We start from the raw sequence: 17,317 nt of genomic DNA, 5'->3' as shown, positions 1-17,317 counted from the left end.
AATAATTTGGATACCATCCATCGCGAGGAGAGAATCGTGGACCTGGCAGCCTTGACGATTTTTCGGGCAGTGGTGCGCGAGAACGGCGTGACCCGCGCCGCCGCGAAGCTCAATCGCGTGCAATCGAATGTCACCACGCGCATCAAACAGCTTGAGGAGCAACTCGGAGCGGATCTCTTCATCCGCGACGGGCGGCGCCTCGTGCTGACGCCCGCCGGCGAGACGCTCCTGCCGTACGCCGAACGGCTGCTCGCTCTTGCAGACGAAGCACGCCACGCGGTGCGCGCTGACCGTCCGAGCGGCCGGCTGCGTCTGGGCACGATGGAAAGTGTCGCGGCAACACGTCTTCCAGGGTTGCTCGCCCGCTATCACCAGCAATGGCCCGACGTCGCCCTCGAACTGGAAACCGGTACGACCGGCAAGCTGATCGAACGGGTGCGCGAATTCGAAGTGGACGCCGCTCTCGTGGCGACACCACTGGACGCGGCGGCGCTCGGCGACTTGTTCGAGACTGTGCCGGTGTTCAGGGAGGAACTGGTGATGCTGACGCCGCGCGGCCATCGGCCCATTCGCGGAGTGCGCGACATCGCGCTATCGACGCTCGTTGCATTCGAACGCGGCTGCGCCTACCGGGCTTACATCGAGAAATGGTATATGGAGCACGGCGTGAGGCCGGCGCGGGTGCTGGAACTCGGCTCTTATCATGCGATCGTGGCTTGCGTGGCCGCCGGCGCCGGGGTGGCGGTCGCGCCCCGCTCCGTGCTGGGACTGCAAGCGGATGCGAGCAACATTGCTGTGCATGACTTGCCCGACATCGGTGTGATCGAGACGTTGCTCGTCTGGCGACGTGGGCATTTTTCGTCCGCCCTCAACGCGCTTAAGCAGACTCTGGTCGCGCAGGAGAGCGCTGGGGGTGTCACGGTGGAGGTAGCTGCGGGTGCGGGTGCGGGTGCGGGTGCGGGTGCGGGTGCGGGTGCGGGTGCGGGTGCGGGTGCGGGTGCGGATCCAGGCGTTCGCGCTGGCATGAGCGCTGGCGTCGCTTGATTTTTCGCTGCGGCGCTGGACGCACAGCGAGGATCTGAAATTGGCCGGTAGACGCGTCACGCCGCCGTGTCTCGCTCCCGAACGGTTCACCCGAAACGCTAACCGAACGCCGACGCAGTAAAAAAATCGGGCCACGCGCCACGCCGACAATCCGACGCACCGCGTGACCCAATTCAGATCCTTTCGGCGAGGTTTGGCCCGATCCAGCCCATAACGGCCGGATCGAAACCCGATCAAAGCTGTGCTTCGACCCACCCCTTCACACCAGCAAGCGCTGCGGGCAGATTTGCCGGCTCGGTCCCGCCAGCCTGCGCCATATCCGGCCGGCCACCGCCCTTGCCGCCCACCTGCTGCGCGACGAAGTTGACGAGCTCGCCCGCCTTGACCTTCTTGCTCGCGTCCGCGGTGACTCCGGCGATCAGGCTGACCTTGCCGCCCTCGACGGAAGCCAGCACGATCGCCGCGCTCTTCAGCTTGTCCTTGAGCTTGTCCACCGTTTCGCGCAGCGTCTTCACATCTGCGCCTTCTAGCGTGGCGGCCAGAACCTGCACGCCGGCCACTTCGATCGCCTGACCGGCAAGTTCGTCGCCCTGGCTCGACGCCATCTTCGACTTGAGCGCGCTCAGTTCCTTCTCAAGCTGCTTCACCTGATCCTGCACCTGGGTGATGCGTTGCGTCAGTTCGGACGGTTGCGCTTTCAGCACGGCCGCCGCGGCATTGATGCGCGCGTCGAGGTCCTGCACGAAGCGCACGGCGTTGTCGCCCGTGATGGCTTCCACGCGACGAATCCCTGCCGCCACACCGCCTTCCATCACGATCTTGAAGAGACCGATGTCGCCGGTGCGTTGCACGTGCGTGCCGCCGCACAACTCGCGGGAAAAGCCCAGGTCGAGCACGCGCACTTCGTCGCCGTATTTCTCGCCGAACAGCGCCATGGCGCCACCCTTCACCGCTTCGTCGAACGGCATGACTCGCACGATGCCCGGTGCGTTCGCGAGCACTTCGGCGTTGACGATCTCTTCGACGCGGCGGATCTGTTCGTCTGTCATTGGCGCGTTGTGCGCGAAGTCGAAACGCGTCTTGTCCGGATCGACGAGCGAGCCTTTCTGCTGCACGTGCGAGCCGAGCACTTCGCGCAACGCCTTGTGCATAAGGTGCGTGGCCGAGTGGTTGCGGGCCGTGCGTGCGCGGCGCACCGCGTCGATTTCAGCCTTGACGACGTCGCCCACCTTCAGCGTGCCCTGTTCGAGCGTACCGTGATGACCGACCACGTCGGCCTGCACTTTCAGCGTGTCGGATACCGCAAAGCGCACGCTCGCGTTGGCGAGCAAGCCCTGATCGCCAACCTGGCCGCCCGACTCTGCGTAGAACGGCGTGTGATCCAGCACGACAACGGCCTGCTGCCCGTGCGTGACTTCCTGCACCGAAGCACCATCAACATAAAGCGCGGTCACCTTGGCGTCGTCGAAGATTATTTCTTCGTAGCCGTGGAACGTGGTCTTCGCGCCTGAATATTCGAGCCCATGCGCCATCTTGAACTTGCCCGCTGCGCGAGCCTGTTCGCGCTGACGCGCCATGGCTTCGTCGAACGCTGCTTCGTCTACTGTCACTTCGCGCTCACGACATACGTCGGCGGTCAGGTCGAGCGGGAAGCCATACGTATCGTGCAGCTTGAACGCAAGTTCGCCGTCGAGTGTCTTGCCGCCCTTCTTTTCGAGGTCGGCCAGCGCGTTTTCGAGAATCGACATGCCGTGCTCGATGGTCTCGAAAAAGCGTTCTTCTTCCTGACGCAGCACGTCGGTCACGCGCTGTTGTGCGTCCTTCAGTTCCGGATACGCGCCGCCCATTTGCGCGACGAGATCGGCCACCATGCGATGGAAGAACGAGCCCTTCTTGCCGAGCTTGTAGCCATGACGGATAGCGCGACGCACGATACGGCGCAGCACGTAGCCGCGACCTTCATTGCCGGGAATCACGCCGTCGACGATGAGGAACGAGCACGCGCGAATATGATCGGCGATCACCTTCAGCGAGTTGTTCGTGAGATCGCTCACGCCGGTTTCGCGCGCGGCAGCCTGGATGAGCGCCTGGAACAGGTCGATCTCATAGTTGCTGTGCACGTGCTGCAACACCGCGGCGATACGCTCCAGACCCATGCCTGTGTCGACGCACTGCTTGGGCAACGGCGCCATGTTGCCTTGCGCGTCGCGATTGAATTGCATGAACACGAGATTCCAGATCTCGATGTAGCGGTCGCCGTCTTCTTCCGGCGATCCCGGCGGGCCGCCCCACACGTCCGGGCCGTGGTCGTAGAAAATTTCCGAACACGGGCCGCACGGGCCGGTGTCCGCCATTTGCCAGAAGTTGTCCGAGGCGTAACGCGCGCCCTTGTTGTCGCCGATGCGGATGATGCGCTCTACCGGCACGCCGACTTCTTTCGCCCAGATGTCGTGCGCTTCGTCGTCTTCGTGATAGACGGTGACCCACAGCTTGTCTTTCGGCAGCTGGTACACGCGCGTCAGCAGTTCCCACGCGTAGTGGATTGCGTCACGCTTGAAATAGTCGCCGAACGAGAAGTTGCCGAGCATTTCGAAGAACGTATGGTGGCGCGCGGTATAGCCGACGTTTTCCAGATCGTTGTGCTTGCCGCCCGCGCGCACGCTGCGCTGCGCGGTAGTGGCGCGCGAATACGGACGCGACTCTGCGCCGAGGAACACATCTTTGAACTGCACCATTCCCGAATTGGTGAAGAGCAGCGTCGGGTCGTTGCCGGGCACAAGGCTCGACGAGCGAACGATCGTATGGCCCTTCGATTCGAAGAACTTGAGGAATTTCTCGCGGATTTCGGCGGCTTTCATAGCGTGCGGGGGACGGTCCTGACTGTTTCCAGACTTTTACCGGCGGCATCGGAAGATGCGCCAACTGTTTGTTTCTTAAACGACTGATTATACGGGATCGGCGGCCTCGCGCGGCGCGCCGCCGCGTGGTTAGCCGTTCGGCCAGGTCGCACCGGGTAGTGTGAGACATGGGATGCGTTGAGGCGCGCACGAGTTCTCGCGTGGCTCCTGCAGCGCTCGCGAGAATTGCGCGTCATTCGTCTTATGACTTTTGGCCGACTGCGCCGGCGCGCGCGAATCGCTTAAGATTGCCCACATACACGGTGCCTTGCGCGCCGGCCGCTTACATTGGAGACATCGACAAACATGGGCGCTCTCAGTCATATCCGTGTGCTGGATCTTACCCGCGTGCTCGCCGGCCCCTGGTGCGCGCAGACGCTTGCCGATTTCGGCGCAGACGTGATCAAGATCGAACGCCCCGACGTGGGTGACGACACGCGCCACTGGGGCCCTCCGTACCTCAAGACGCCCGAGGGCGCGGACACGCGCGAGGCGGCCTATTATCTCGCCGCGAACCGCAACAAGCGCTCGGTGACCATCGACATCGCGTCGCCGGAAGGTCAAAGGATCATTCGCGAACTGGCCGCGCAAAGCGATGTGGTGCTGGAGAACTACAAGGTCGGGCAGCTGAAGAAATACGGCCTCGATTACGCGTCGCTGAAAGAAGTGAAGCCCGATCTGATCTACTGCTCCGTAACGGGATTCGGGCAGACCGGACCGTATGCGCAGCGCGCGGGCTACGACTTCATCGTGCAGGGGATCGGCGGATTCATGAGTATCACCGGCGAGCGCGACGGCCAGCCTGGCGGCGGTCCGCAAAAGGCCGGCGTGGCGATTGCAGATCTCATGACCGGCATGTATTCGACCATCGCCGTGCTCACGGCTCTCACGCACCGCGATCGCACCGGGGAAGGCCAATATATCGACATGGCATTGCTCGACGTGCAGGTCGCCATGCTGGCCAACATGAATTCGAACTACCTCGCGAGCGGTCAGCCGCCCGTCCGCTGGGGCAACGCGCATCCGAACATCGTGCCGTACCAGACGTTCCAGACGAGCGACGGCTGGATCATCGTCGCGGTCGGCAACGACGGCCAGTTCCGCAAGTTCGTCGAGGTGGGCCAACGCCCGGAACTTGCCGAAGACGAGCGTTTCGCGACCAATCCCGCGCGCGTGCGGCATCGCGACGTGCTCGTGCCGATCCTCGCAGAAATGGTCCGCTTGAAGGGCAAGCAGGACTGGATCGCGGCGCTCGAGGCAGCCGGCGTGCCGTGCGGTCCGATCAACGATCTTGCGGAGGTGTTCGAAAACGAGCAGGTGGTGGCGCGCGGCATGCAGGTCGATCTGCCGCATCCGTCGGGCGGCACCGTCAAACTGGTGCGTAATCCGATCAATATGACGGGCACGCCGCCACAAGCGCTCACGCATCCGCCGACGCTCGGAGAGCATACAGAAAGCGTTTTGCGCGACGTGCTCGGTTACGGCGACGGACGGATCGCAGCGTTACGCGGGCAATCCGTGATTTGAGAAATGCCCGCTTCCGCCCGGGCTGCCTCTCGTCCCGCGCTCAATCCGAGGCGCGCAGCGAGGCCAGCCAGCCGCGCGCCTCGTCCCAATCGCCGAGCCCGCTGTCGGCATTGATATGTCCGCGCGGACCCACGTCGATCCAGCGGCTGCCCCACGCGTTTGCGCAGGCTTGCGAGAACGGCACGCCGCCGTACGGATCGTTGCTACTCGCAACCACGATGCTCCGAAACGGCAAGCGCTCAGTCGGCACGGGCACGAATCCGCTCGCGTTCCGCGGGAAGTTCGTTCCAGCGGGATCGGGAACGGCGACCAGCAACGCGCCCGCAATTTTGCCGAGTTGGGCGACGCTCGCGTACTGCGAGGCCCAGAACGCGGCCGTCAGGCAACCGAGGCTGTGGGCCGCGAAGACGACCGGACCATCAGCGGCTGCCACCGCTGAGTCGAGCGCGCGGCACCAGGCATCGCGCACGGGATAATCCCAGTCAGGCATCTGCACCCTCGCGAATGCGGGATCGAGAGCCTCCCAGCGCGTCTGCCAATGCCCTGCGCCGGAGTTCTGGTAACCCGGCAATACGAGTACGCCCGGCTGTTGTGCGTTCATCGTGTTCCCCGTAGATTTTGTTTTAGCGTGCAATCGCGGGCGACCGCTATCAGCGGTGGCCAGCTGCAACCCGTCGAGCGCTCAACGTATCACACGTCCTACTCCCATGCCACGCGGATCGGCGGCCGGCTCGGGCGTCGCGCCGTCGATGCGGATCATCTGCACGTCGCCGTTGAACGACTGCCCTTCCAGCGTGTAGCCCAAGTCCTGCAGCGCGGTGGCGAGTTCGCCAGTAACTGGACGGTACGGCTCGAAGTAAATCGTCTTGGGCGGCAGTAACTGATGATGAAAGCGCATCGTGGCGAGCGCGTCGTCAGGCGGCATATTGAAGTCGTAGAGATCGGTCATGACCTGGAAGATCGACGTAAGAATGCGCGATCCTCCGGGCGTTCCGATCACGAGCGACACCTTGTTGTCCTTCAGCAGGATGGTTGGTGTCATCGACGAAAGCGGGCGGCGGCCCGCCAGCACCGTGTTGAGTTCCGCACCCGTGGCAGCCGTGGCAGCCGTCGAGCCAGACTGGCCCGCGGCGCCGGCCTTCGTCACGAAGTCGTCCATCGCGTCATTGAGCAGGAAACCCGCGCCGTCGACCACCACACCTGAGCCGAATTCGCCGTCGAGCGTCGTGGTGTTTGACACCGCGTTGCCCCACTTGTCCACGACCGAGAAATGCGTGGTTTGCGCTTTTTCGGGTACCGCGTCGCCCAAGCCGGGTTTGACCGGCGTCGCGCCTGGCACTTCGTCCGCACTGACCTCGGCTGCGCGTTGGCTAAGGTAGGCGTCGTCGAGGAGTTTATCGACCGGTAGCTTGTACGAATCCGGGTCGCCCAGGTACTGCTGGCGGTCGGCGAACACGCGGTCTTCGATCTGCGCGACCAGATGGATATACGGCGCAGAGTTCACTTCGAGCCCGTCGAAAGCCTGCTTCAGATCGGCCTTCATTTTCAGCATCTGGATGAGCCCCACGCCGCCCGAACTCGGCGGCGGCGCCGTCAGCACCTGATAGCCGTTCCAGTTTGCAGTGAGTGGCTGACGCCACACGGCCTTGTATTGCAGCAGGTCCCCCTTCGTGACGAAACCATGCCCGTACATTTGCTGCGCGAGCAGATGGGCGGTGCGCCCTTCGTAGAACTCACGGCCGCCGTCGCTCGCAATCCGTGTGAGCGTTTGCGCCAGTTCCGGCTGCCGATAAGTGGCGCCTGCTTTCATGCCCGAGAAATAGGCGTCGAAGTTCGTCTTGCCGGCAAGATGCTTCGCCGCCGCGTCACGCTGTTGCTGGAGCCGGGGATCAACCTGAAAGCCTTCAGTGGCGTAGCGGATAGCGGGCGCGAGTACCTGCTTCCACTTGAGCTTTCCAAAACGCTGCTGAGCCTGCCACATACCGTCGACGCTGCCCGGCACAGCCACCGCGCGATGGCCAATGGAACTCATGCCTGGCACGACGTTGCCTTTGTCGTCGAGATACATGTCACGCGTCGCCTGTTGCGGCGCGCGCTCGCGGTAGTCGAGAAAATACGGCTTGCCGTCGACGAACAGCGTCATGAACCCACCGCCGCCGAGGTTCCCCGCATCCGGGCGCGTGACCGCCAGCGTGAAGGCGATAGCCACGGCGGCGTCCACTGCGTTGCCGCCTGCGGCGAAGATTTGCTGCGCGGCGTCGGCGCTGTAGCGATCCGGCGCGGCCACCGCGGATGCATCGAGCACGGCCTTAGGCTGCGGCGTTTTGGCGAGCACCGCGGCGGGCGCGACGATGCACGCAGCGAACGCAGCCGATAACGTTGCGGCCGCGATCGGTCGCGCGAACGAAGTAAAGGCAAAGGGCGCGCGAGGCGCGTCGTGCGTCAAGATTGGCATCCGAGAGACTCCGGCAACTAAGGGCACCATGTTGCACGAACAGAAAAAGTCCGAGCAAGGCGAGACGGAACGTGCGGCTTGCGTGAGCGCAGCGCGGGCCGGATGCGCCGCCACGGCGCTAGCGGCACCGTTCTTGAATGATCGGCGGGCGCTGAGGCTGCCGCCAGAGGCTGCGCACGGCGCCGACCTGCAAGGCAACGCGCGTTTCCTGCGCCCGTGCAGACCCGCGCCGACCGGCATGCTAAGTCGCTGCCCGGCGCTGAACAAAACGATTTACCTCCTGTTACAGCCGGTCTTCGCATCGAACTGCGCCCGAACTGCTGCGCAAGTCCTGGCATAACTCGCGGCGCGGCGCGCCATGAAAGCCGCTCGAGCGTCGGCGGCGCACCGCACTCGCCTGCCGCATCGTGCCTCGTCAGGTAGAATTGTCGGATAAGTGGGCGTATTGCGCGCCCCCGACAGACTTTCACCATCTCGCATGAATACCGAACGCAACGACGCGCCAGCGGCATCCAATTTCATCCGCAACATCATTGACGACGACAACCGTACCGGCAAGTGGGGCCAGCGCGTCGAAACGCGCTTTCCGCCCGAGCCGAACGGCTATCTGCACATCGGTCACGCCAAGAGTATCTGCCTGAACTTCGGCGTGGCGCGCAGCTATGGCGGCGTATGCCATCTGCGCTTTGACGACACCAATCCGGAGAAGGAAAGCGTCGAATACGTCGACTCGATCATCGACGCCGTGCGCTGGCTCGGCTTCGAGTGGCAGAAAGACGACAAGGAACACCTCTACTACGCGAGTGACTACTACGACAAGCTGTACGAATTCGCCGAGTTGCTCATTCAGCGCGGCAAGGCGTATGTCGACAGCCAGTCCGCCGAGGAAATGCGCGCGAACCGCGGCTCGGCTACCGAGGTCGGCACGCCCTCGCCCTTCCGGGAGCGTTCAGTTGAGGAAAACCTGAACCTTTTCCGCCGCATGAAGGCGGGCGAGTTCAAGGAAGGCGAGCACGTGCTGCGCGCGAAGATCGACATGTCGTCGCCGAACTTCAACATGCGCGATCCGGTGCTTTACCGGATCCGCTTCGCGCATCATTACCGCACGGGCGACAAGTGGTGCGTGTATCCGATGTACGACTACACGCATTGCATTTCGGACGCACTGGAAAACATCACGCATTCGCTGTGCACGCTCGAATTCGAAGACCACCGTCCGCTCTACGACTGGATTCTGAACGAGCTGGCCGAAGCGGGTATTTTCACGCGCCCGCTGCCTCAGCAAATCGAATTCTCGCGTCTGAATCTGACTTACGCGATCACCAGCAAGCGCAAGCTGCTGCAACTCGTGAACGAAGGCCACGTGGACGGTTGGGACGATCCGCGCATGCCGACCATCGTCGGCGTGCGCCGGCGCGGCTTCACGCCTGAGTCCATCCAGTTGTTCTGCGAGCGTATCGGCGTCACGAAGGTCGATTCCTGGATCGACATGAGCGTGTTCGAAGGCGCGCTGCGCGACGATCTCGACGAAAAGGCACCGCGCATCGCCGCTGTGCTCGACCCGCTGAAACTGATCATCGACAACTTCCCTGAGGGACTCACCGAGCCGTGCAGCGCGCCGGTGCATCCACATCATCCTGAACAGGGCATGCGCGAGTTTCCGATTTCGCGCGAGCTGTGGATCGAGCGCGACGACTTCACCGAAACGCCGCCCAAGGGCTATTTCCGCCTCTTCCCCGGCAACAAGGTGCGCCTGCGCTACGGCTACGTGATCGAATGCACGGGTGCCGAGAAGGACGAGAACGGCAACATCGTCGCGGTGCATTGCAACTACTTCCCGGACAGCCGGTCGGGCACCGAAGGCGCGAACAACTACAAGGTCAAGGGCAACATTCACTGGGTCAGCGCGGCAGCCGCGTGCCCGGCGGAAGTGCGAATTTACGACCGCCTTTTCAAGGAACCGCAACCGGACGCAGGCGGCCGCGATTTCCTCGAAGCGCTGAATCCCGACTCGAAGCGCGTGGTCAACGCCTACCTCGAACCTGGCGCGCACGGCACGTTGCCTGAACAGCGCTATCAGTTCGAGCGTCACGGTTACTTTGTCGCGGACCGCGTGGACTCGCAGCCGGGCAAGCCTGTGTTCAACCGGATCGTGAGTTTGCGCGACAGTTGGGGCAAGCCGGCGTAAGCGGCGAAGACAACGGCTAACCGCAAGCGTCGCCGCTTCAGAGGGCGTTAGTCGCGCACCAGTGATCGACCAGGGCGTGCATCCGTTTCATTGGATGCACGCCTTTTTCTTTGTGCGTGCCTTCTCTCGCGTCGAACCGGCGAAGCCGACAGACGCAATGCACGGCTAGCGCGCGTGCGGCGCTGCGTCGCCGCTATAACGACCGGTGCAATTCCGTCAGTGAAAGCGTGGTTTGAAAGAGCCGCGCGAGGCTGCGGCTCGCGTACTTTTCCGCTTCGTCGGGCGCGGTCCAACGATAGGCATCCATCTCGGGAATCAGCTTACCGTCCGAGCGGCGCGGAAACAGCGACGTGCAGGTGTAGGAGCTCAGGTCGAGTTCATCGGCGGTGGCGCGCGCCGCGAACAGATGCAGATCCTTGTCGCGCCGGTAGACGAACAGGCCCAAATCCTTCAGACGCTCCGGCTCGATCGCGACTCCGGTCTCTTCGACCATCTCGCGCAGCGCGGTGACGTGCGGCGCCTCGCCTTCCTCGCCATGACCTTTCGGAATGTCCCAATGCGATGTCTCGGTGGCATGCGCGAGCAGCACGCGGCCTTCGGGATCGAGTAGCACGATACCGCACGAGACTATCCGCGGGCTCATCGCCGCTCCGATCCGGTCTGACTCACGGCATCCGTGCGTGCTCGCAAACGACCCGCCGGTATTTCCACGACTGAACACATGCTTAGTGCTTCTTCTGCAACTGCCACTTGCCGTCGCCCTGCTTGCAGAACTGCGGGCGCAGGTTCATGGACTGCCCTTTTGCACTGAGCACGACACCGAGGTCGCGACACGTGCGCTCGCCTTCCTTCGACGTGCTCGCGACCGTAATGGTCGCGTCGATCTTCACGCTGTTGCGGGTGCCTTCGTTGACCCAGTTGGTGCTTTCGCCGTCGTGCTTTTCGTCGAGTGCGGCGAAGACCGCATGCTTGATCGACTCGACGTCGCGCTCTTTCATGTAGCTGATCGGCGTGTCATTGAGGAAACCGAGATTCGCCGCTTGCGCGCCGATGGCCGCTCCAAGCAGGAGACCGGCGGCGGTCAGTTGACGGAGTGCACGGGTTCGCATCGACATGAAGGGGCTCCTCGGATACGTTTGTACTGCGTTTTTGGGCGGTATCGAGCGCACTGATGGCCGCTCTTGATCTGGACCCCAAAAGCATAGCATGTCCGTCGCGACAGCTTTGGCGCGCTGCGCCGAGGCGACTCGTTCCCCGTCCACGCGACAATCGCCCGCCGAAACAATGCGCGAAGCGAGGCTACAGCTCGCGACCGGTAGTCGCTCTCAATCAGCCGCTCTCACCTGGTCAGTCTGATTTAGTCGCTCTCATTTTTAGGATGGCTCCCATATCGCCGGACGTCACGCTTTCCTAAGATTGGCCGTATTGCGCTTTCGCATTGACCTCTTCAAACGCCCAATCATGGAATTCACCGTTGCACTGGAAACCGTTGCCGTCGCACTCGCGCTGCTTTGCGTGGCGCTCGTGCCGGTCGCTATCCGATGCGATCCCGGTCTCGCGCGGCCCATCATCCCGATCGACGGACTGCGCCGTCCCCGCTGGCCGAACATCGTGACGCGCGTAGGCATCGCATGCGTGCTCGTCTCTTTTGCGCTGCTGCTCGCCGCCTGTTTCTGCATCGCCGCCGGCGCGTCTATCTGAAACGCCTGTTACCGCGAGATCACCGCGGGCCGGCCGCGCATCCGGCGGCGCGCCGCTCGCGAAGCTTCTTCGTCAGCTCCCCGTCTTATAGCCATCGGTGAGCGTATTCAGAAACGCCACGATGTCCTTGATCTCCGCGTCATTCAGCGCCGGTTTGTCGCCCGGCTTGCGGTCGAACGGCGGCTCCGTATTCAGGTTCGCCCAGTAACGCTGCGGCAGATCGTCGAACTTCTGCACCTTCCCTTTCGACACCGGATAGAACTTCTCCGGGTTCGTGTCGCGTTCGGCATAAAAGTGCAGTACCTGTTCGAGCGAATGATAGATACCGTTGTGGAAGAAACTCTTCTTCAACGCAACGTTGCGCAACGTCGGCGTGCGAAAGATGCCGCAGAACTCCGCGCGTCCCTCCAGGTCGGCCCGCTCCGGGCCGCATGCGCCAAGATCGTAGAAGCGCGGATCGCGGTTCACGGGCAACGCGCGATTGCGCGGCACGCCGATCGCAATCAGCCCGAAGTCGCTGAACTGCGGCGGCGCCCCGTCCAGCGTCCGCTGACTGATGTGACAGCTCGCGCAGTTGCCCTTCTTTTCGTCGTTGAAAAGTTGCAAACCGTGCAGCTCGGCTTTTGTGAGTTGCGTCTTTCCGGCCAGATAAGCGTCGTATTTGCTGGTGTACGGGTAGAAGACTTCGGGCGTCTGCTCGAAGGTTTCGAGCGCTTGCAGCACGGCTTTGAACGTCGCGTCGTCGCTATCGAAAATATGTTCACCGAACGCGGCGCGGAAGGCGCCTGCATACGGCGCAGCCTTGATCGCGGCGGTCACCTTGGCCGGCGAGCTGCCCATTTCGAACGACGACAGCAATGGAATGCGCGCCTGGTCGCTGCCGCGATCCACGCGGCCGTCCCACGTGAGGCCGCCGGTTGGACCGGCATCGACGCTTTCGTCGCCTTCGTCGTCGGACTCGTGATAGTGCTCGGCGAACGCAGGCACCGATTGCAGATATTTGAGCGTCGGCGCAGCGCGCATGCCGGTGCGGTGCATGTCGCCGCCGCCCAGTTGCACGGACAGCGAGTTGGCCGGCGAAAACGCGTGGTCCGGACTGTGGCACGACGCGCACGCCAGCTTGCCCGAGCCGGATAGCGACGGATCGAAGAACAGTTGCTTGCCGAGCGCAGTCATCTGCCGCACGGCCTCGTAGACTTGTCCGCGCGATTGACCGCCGCCCGACGTCGCCGGCTGAGCTGCGGGTTGCTTCACCTCATGTGTCACCTCATGCGCCGCAACCCGCACGACGGCCGCAGCGGAATCCACCGAAGCACGAGCCGCGCTGGCACCCGCATCCGCAGCAGCGGCCGTTGCGCCGGCATCGCAGCCAGCGAGACTCATGCTCACCGCCATTCCCGCAACCACGAATGAAAACGCCATCGCGCGACATCCGCGGTTGACCGCCGGCCTCGCGCGCGACAGCGCCGCGTCGGGCGCTACTGTTTTCCGGATCTCCGTCAGACCGAGCCGCATGTGAATGATGTGAATGTGCGATATGAAGTTCGCGAGCGTATTTCATGGATATGACGTTCAAATGACATTCGCCCCACAGCGAGCCGCCTCGCCGAAGCAATTCGTAATGAATACATCTTTCTGTCAAATTGCATCGCCACACTTTCGCGGGCGGTCATCGAGCTATCAAACGCACGCGGCCCGTCCCCAACGCGAGAGAGAGAACTTACAAAGATGAACAAGAAACTGATCTGCGCGGCGCCGCTGGCGATCGCTGCAGCGTTAAGCCTTTATGCATGCGGCGGCAACGAGGTTACGCAACCGGACATCACGTCGATCAAGACCGTTGTGGTGATCTACGCGGAAAACCGCAGCTTCGACAACCTGTACGGCAACTTCCCCGGCGCCAACGGTTTGCAGAACGTGAGTGCGGCGAGTGCGAAGCAGTTGGATCGCGATGGCTCCACGCTCGCGACGCTGCCGCAGGTCTGGAACGGCCTCACGCAAACCGGCGTGACGCCGGTCGTCACGCAGGCCATGACGGCCAACTTGCCGAACAGCCCGTTCGCGATCGACGACCCCAACGGTTTCAACACGCCGATCACCGCGACGACGCGCGATCTCTATCACCGCTTCTATGAGAACCAGATGCAGATCGACGGCGGCAAGAACGACAAGTTCGCCGCATGGGCCGATTCGGGCGGCCTCGTCATGGGCCATTACACGCTCAATGCGGACAAGCTGCCGCTGTGGAAAATCGCGCAGCAGTACACGCTCGCCGACAACTTCTTCATGGGCGCATTCGGCGGCTCGTTTCTCAATCACCAGTGGCTCGTGTGCGCGTGCACGCCGACCTATCCGAACGCGGACAAGAGCCCGGCGGCCGGCTCAATTTCGGCCGTCGAAAGCGACGGCGTGACGCTCAAGGTTGCGTCCAATTCGCCGGCTTCGTCGCTCAATGGGCCGCCGAAGTTCGTGCTGTCCGGCAATCTCACGCCTGACTTCTACGCGATCAACACGATGCAGCCGCCGTATCAGCCGAGCGGCAACAAGGCGGCCTCTGGCGGCGACGCGAATCTCGCCGATCCGGGCGCAGCCACCACGTTGCCCGCGCAGACGCAGCAACACATCGGCGATCTGCTGAACAACGCGAAGGTGTCGTGGGCATGGTACGGCGGCGCGTGGGGCGCGGCGTTGAGCGCCGCCCAGAACGGCACGTCGAACGTGATTTACGGCGCGAATCTGACGGCGCCTAATTTCCAGCCGCATCATCAGCCATTCAACTATTTCGCGGATCTCGCGCCGGGCACGGCAAACCGCTCCCAGCATCTGCTGGACGGCGGCCTCGGCGGCTCGGAGTTCATCAAGGCGATCGACAGCGGCACGCTGCCGCAAGTGACGTTCTACAAGCCGCAAGGCAACCTGAACGAACACCCGGGCTATACCGACGTCGCGTCGGGCGACCAGCATATCGCGGACGTGATTTCGCATCTGCAGAAGAGCCCGCAGTGGAACAACATGCTGGTCGTCGTCACTTACGACGAAAACGGCGGCTTCTGGGATCACGTCGCGCCGCCCAAGGCGGATCGCTGGGGTCCGGGCACGCGTATTCCGGCGCTCATCATCTCGCCGTTCGCGAAGAAGGGTTTCGTCGATCACACGCAATACGATACGACTTCGATCCTTCGCTTCATCGCGCACCGTTTCTCGCTGCCGACGCTTCCGGGCATCGCGGCGCGCGACTCGGCGCTCGTCGCCAACGGCGGCAAGCCGATGGGCGATCTGACCGCCGCACTGAACGTCAGGCAGTAAGCGCGACAGCGCAGCGGCACCGGTAAGCAACAGCCGACCTTGCGGCGCGGCTTTCGACGGGCAGCTTCGGCTGCCCATTTTTATTGGCGCGACGCATAGACCCGAAGCCGTGACATGGGCCCCATGACCGGTGACCTTCGGCACGGCGGATCGCACTCGACGAGCGTATGCTGCGCTAGAGCGCTCGACGTTTTGCGTCGACGTCATTTCGCCCGATCATCAGGAGTTCGACAGCATGACTGAAAGAACCATCAAGGTCCCCGGCGCCGATCATCCGATTAGCGTCGAGCCCGCGCGGGCTCGCGTTGTCGTGACGGTGGCGGGCCGCGTGATCGCCGATACGGAAAAGGCGCTCGTGCTGCGCGAAGCGTCTTATCCGGCGGTGTATTACATTCCGCGCAACGACGCCGACATGAACCTGCTCGTGCGCACCGAGCACACGACCTACTGTCCGTATAAAGGCGATTGTGCGTACTACAGCATCACGCCGGGTGGGGAGCGTGCCGTCAATGCAGTGTGGACCTACGAGTCGCCGTATGCGGCCGTGAAAGAGATAGCGCAACATCTCGCGTTCTATCCCGACCGCGTCGATTCAATCGACGTGCAAGCGCTGTCGTAAGGGCGGGTAAACGCAAGGCAATAAAAAAATCCCATCACCGGATCCGGTAGATGGGATTCTTGACATGCGGGCAATGGCGCGGCGGGCGAGGATCGAACTCACAACCTCAGGTTTAGAAGACCTGTGCTCTATCCAATTGAGCTACCGCCGCAAAGGTCGGCCCGGATTATAACCGATCGCCTCATGCCCGCCAGAACGCGGCGGGCACATCGCACATTATCAGACCGGCTGCGGATGCAGCGCAAACCAGCCGAGGAACACGATGCCCGCGATCACGCAGTACACGCCGAACGAAGCAAGACGTCCGCGGCCTTCGAAATAGCGCATCAGAAAACGCACGCTCAGATACGCGGCGATGGCGGTCAGCACGCCGCCGAGCAGTGCGTCCGCGAGTTGGCCCGGTGCATGGAAAAGCTTCGGCACCTCGAGCAAACCGGCTGCGAAAATGATCGGCGTGCCGAGCAGGAACGAGAACTCCGCGGCTTTCTCCGCCGTGAGGCCAGCAGCATTGCCAGCGATCATCGTGAGGCCGCTGCGCGAGAAGCCGGGAATCAGCGCGCCGACCTGCGCGAGCCCGACAAGGAACGCCTGGCCGAAACCCATTTTCTCCGGCGCCTGATGCGCGCGCGAGCGCTGCAGGCGATCGCCCACCCACAACAGCACGCCGTTGACGATCAACGCAATCGCAACGATGCGCAGGTCGTGGAAAATCCGTTCGAGCCGCTTCTCGAGCAGCAGGCCGACGAGCCCGGCCGGAATCGTGCCGATGATGAGCGCCCACATCATGTGAGCATCGTCGTTACGGCGGCCGCCGAACGACGCGAAGAAGCCGCGCACGAGTGCGCACCAACGCTCGCGGAAATACCACAGCAGCGCGAAGGCCGTACCGAGGTGCAAGGCGACGAGAAACGGCAGCAACTGCGGCGCGTGTTTATCGATATGCATGCCGAACAATGCTGGCACGAGCAGCGTATGACCGAGGCTGCTCACCGGAAAAAGTTCGGTCACGCCTTGCAGCACGCTCAGGAAGATAAGAAACGACAGATTCACGCGGCAGTCCTTGTAAGGAAGATGTCGGGACAGCGCGCCGCACAACGAATTACCCGGCGCGTTAAAAAGGCGCACCGATTATGCCTGGCTGGCAAGTCAGCGCCAAGCATTTGGGCCACATTCGGGGAGATATTGACGCGCTGCGTCACGACATAAGACGGTTGCTACGCGAAACGCAAACGAAAAGGGCCGCTGGGAGACAGCAGCCCTTTCAATTGTCTAACGGCGAAACGCGGATTAGCGCGTTCGCGAAGTCGTCAAGCTTACGAAGTGCAAGCCGCTCGCATGGGCGACGCGACGCATCGTTCGCAGCGGGCGAGCCACAACGGGCGAGCACGCAGATCAGCGCTCGAGCTTGTAAAAGAAGTAGACCGTGCTTGCAGTGAACATGCCGAAGAGAGAGACACCCATTGCCATTGCGAGATCCATAACCCCTCCTGAGCGATCTCGCCCGGCGGTAGACATCACCGGGCAGTGAGACGGATTATCGGCAACGATCGGCCGCTTGCGACACCCGCAATTTCCCGAGA

The 17,317-nt window shown here is 62.8% G+C and carries 13 protein-coding genes and 1 tRNA gene; 6 read left to right on the top strand and 8 right to left on the bottom strand.

Annotated elements, in window-relative coordinates; all coding sequences use genetic code 11:
* The first annotated feature begins 36 nt into the window (after positions 1 to 36).
* Positions 37 to 1,044 carry a LysR family transcriptional regulator gene (locus tag BCA01S_RS08525; RefSeq protein ID WP_027776551.1) on the top strand — a complete coding sequence of 336 codons (1,008 nt, stop codon included), beginning with the start codon at positions 37 to 39 and terminating at the stop codon, positions 1,042 to 1,044.
* Positions 1,045 to 1,277: 233 nt separating this feature from the next.
* On the opposite strand, the gene alaS is transcribed toward BCA01S_RS08525, so the two are convergent.
* Complete coding sequence (alaS, locus tag BCA01S_RS08520) at positions 1,278 to 3,902, bottom strand: alanine--tRNA ligase (RefSeq protein WP_027776550.1); 2,625 nt, start codon at positions 3,900 to 3,902, stop codon at positions 1,278 to 1,280.
* A gap of 345 nt (positions 3,903 to 4,247) precedes the next feature.
* On the opposite strand from alaS, the gene BCA01S_RS08515 reads away from it, so the two are divergent.
* Positions 4,248 to 5,468 carry a CaiB/BaiF CoA transferase family protein gene (locus BCA01S_RS08515; RefSeq protein ID WP_027776549.1) on the top strand — a complete coding sequence of 407 codons (1,221 nt, stop codon included), beginning with the start codon at positions 4,248 to 4,250 and terminating at the stop codon, positions 5,466 to 5,468.
* A gap of 40 nt (positions 5,469 to 5,508) precedes the next feature.
* Here the strand turns inward: BCA01S_RS08515 and BCA01S_RS08510 are convergent, their stop codons facing one another.
* Entirely contained in the window at positions 5,509 to 6,069 is a 561-nt protein-coding gene (locus BCA01S_RS08510; RefSeq protein WP_027776548.1) for an RBBP9/YdeN family alpha/beta hydrolase, read from the bottom strand.
* Positions 6,070 to 6,150: 81 nt separating this feature from the next.
* Positions 6,151 to 7,923 (bottom strand): gamma-glutamyltransferase, encoded by a 1,773-nt coding sequence (gene ggt / locus BCA01S_RS08505; protein ID WP_027776547.1) that lies wholly within the window; start codon positions 7,921 to 7,923, stop codon positions 6,151 to 6,153.
* 478 nt (positions 7,924 to 8,401) lie between these two features.
* On the opposite strand from ggt, the gene BCA01S_RS08495 reads away from it, so the two are divergent.
* Entirely contained in the window at positions 8,402 to 10,111 is a 1,710-nt protein-coding gene (locus tag BCA01S_RS08495; RefSeq protein ID WP_027776545.1) for a glutamine--tRNA ligase/YqeY domain fusion protein, read from the top strand.
* 193 nt (positions 10,112 to 10,304) lie between these two features.
* On the opposite strand, the gene BCA01S_RS08485 is transcribed toward BCA01S_RS08495, so the two are convergent.
* A complete protein-coding gene (locus BCA01S_RS08485) occupies positions 10,305 to 10,754 on the bottom strand; it encodes an NUDIX domain-containing protein (protein ID WP_027776544.1) in 450 nt (149 codons plus the stop codon).
* A gap of 82 nt (positions 10,755 to 10,836) precedes the next feature.
* Positions 10,837 to 11,226 (bottom strand): RT0821/Lpp0805 family surface protein, encoded by a 390-nt coding sequence (locus tag BCA01S_RS08480; RefSeq protein ID WP_027776543.1) that lies wholly within the window; start codon positions 11,224 to 11,226, stop codon positions 10,837 to 10,839.
* Between the two features lie 346 nt (positions 11,227 to 11,572).
* Between BCA01S_RS08480 and BCA01S_RS08475 the strand changes: the two genes are divergently transcribed.
* Positions 11,573 to 11,812 (top strand): hypothetical protein, encoded by a 240-nt coding sequence (locus BCA01S_RS08475; RefSeq protein WP_027776542.1) that lies wholly within the window; start codon positions 11,573 to 11,575, stop codon positions 11,810 to 11,812.
* 72 nt (positions 11,813 to 11,884) lie between these two features.
* Here the strand turns inward: BCA01S_RS08475 and BCA01S_RS08470 are convergent, their stop codons facing one another.
* Positions 11,885 to 13,234 (bottom strand): cytochrome-c peroxidase, encoded by a 1,350-nt coding sequence (locus BCA01S_RS08470; protein WP_042318309.1) that lies wholly within the window; start codon positions 13,232 to 13,234, stop codon positions 11,885 to 11,887.
* Positions 13,235 to 13,540: 306 nt separating this feature from the next.
* Here BCA01S_RS08470 and BCA01S_RS08465 point away from each other — a divergent pair, with 306 nt between their 5' ends.
* The gene (locus tag BCA01S_RS08465) at positions 13,541 to 15,118 is read left to right on the top strand and encodes an acid phosphatase (protein WP_027776540.1); all 1,578 of its coding nucleotides are present in this window, start codon (positions 13,541 to 13,543) and stop codon (positions 15,116 to 15,118) included.
* Between the two features lie 235 nt (positions 15,119 to 15,353).
* Entirely contained in the window at positions 15,354 to 15,737 is a 384-nt protein-coding gene (locus BCA01S_RS08460; protein WP_027776539.1) for a DUF427 domain-containing protein, read from the top strand.
* A 74-nt stretch (positions 15,738 to 15,811) separates the two neighbouring features.
* Here BCA01S_RS08460 and BCA01S_RS08455 read toward each other — a convergent pair.
* Together BCA01S_RS08455 and BCA01S_RS08450 are read right to left on the bottom strand one after the other, a co-directional pair.
* Positions 15,812 to 15,888: transfer RNA gene (locus tag BCA01S_RS08455), tRNA-Arg, on the bottom strand.
* A gap of 68 nt (positions 15,889 to 15,956) precedes the next feature.
* Entirely contained in the window at positions 15,957 to 16,787 is an 831-nt protein-coding gene (locus tag BCA01S_RS08450) for an undecaprenyl-diphosphate phosphatase (protein WP_027776538.1), read from the bottom strand.
* Positions 16,788 to 17,317 lie beyond the last annotated feature (530 nt).

This window comes from Paraburkholderia caledonica NBRC 102488 (genome assembly GCF_000685095.1).
Classification (GTDB): domain Bacteria; phylum Pseudomonadota; class Gammaproteobacteria; order Burkholderiales; family Burkholderiaceae; genus Paraburkholderia; species Paraburkholderia caledonica.
The sequence above is the reverse complement of the archived record's forward strand: the minus strand, read 5'-3'. Positions and strand labels throughout refer to the sequence as shown.

What these genes read in the sequence shown, in the direction of transcription:
- BCA01S_RS08475 (WP_027776542.1), top strand. Translation starts at nt 11,573, where the DNA reads ATGGAATTCACCGTTGCACTGGAAACCGTTGCCGTCGCACTCGCGCTG.
- BCA01S_RS08515 (WP_027776549.1), top strand. Translation starts at nt 4,248, where the DNA reads ATGGGCGCTCTCAGTCATATCCGTGTGCTGGATCTTACCCGCGTGCTC.
- BCA01S_RS08495 (WP_027776545.1), top strand. Translation starts at nt 8,402, where the DNA reads ATGAATACCGAACGCAACGACGCGCCAGCGGCATCCAATTTCATCCGC.
- ggt (WP_027776547.1), bottom strand. Translation starts at nt 7,923, where the DNA reads ATGCCAATCTTGACGCACGACGCGCCTCGCGCGCCCTTTGCCTTTACT.
- BCA01S_RS08460 (WP_027776539.1), top strand. Translation starts at nt 15,354, where the DNA reads ATGACTGAAAGAACCATCAAGGTCCCCGGCGCCGATCATCCGATTAGC.
- alaS (WP_027776550.1), bottom strand. Translation starts at nt 3,902, where the DNA reads ATGAAAGCCGCCGAAATCCGCGAGAAATTCCTCAAGTTCTTCGAATCG.
- BCA01S_RS08510 (WP_027776548.1), bottom strand. Translation starts at nt 6,069, where the DNA reads ATGAACGCACAACAGCCGGGCGTACTCGTATTGCCGGGTTACCAGAAC.
- BCA01S_RS08470 (WP_042318309.1), bottom strand. Translation starts at nt 13,234, where the DNA reads ATGGCGTTTTCATTCGTGGTTGCGGGAATGGCGGTGAGCATGAGTCTC.
- BCA01S_RS08480 (WP_027776543.1), bottom strand. Translation starts at nt 11,226, where the DNA reads ATGTCGATGCGAACCCGTGCACTCCGTCAACTGACCGCCGCCGGTCTC.
- BCA01S_RS08485 (WP_027776544.1), bottom strand. Translation starts at nt 10,754, where the DNA reads ATGAGCCCGCGGATAGTCTCGTGCGGTATCGTGCTACTCGATCCCGAA.
- BCA01S_RS08465 (WP_027776540.1), top strand. Translation starts at nt 13,541, where the DNA reads ATGAACAAGAAACTGATCTGCGCGGCGCCGCTGGCGATCGCTGCAGCG.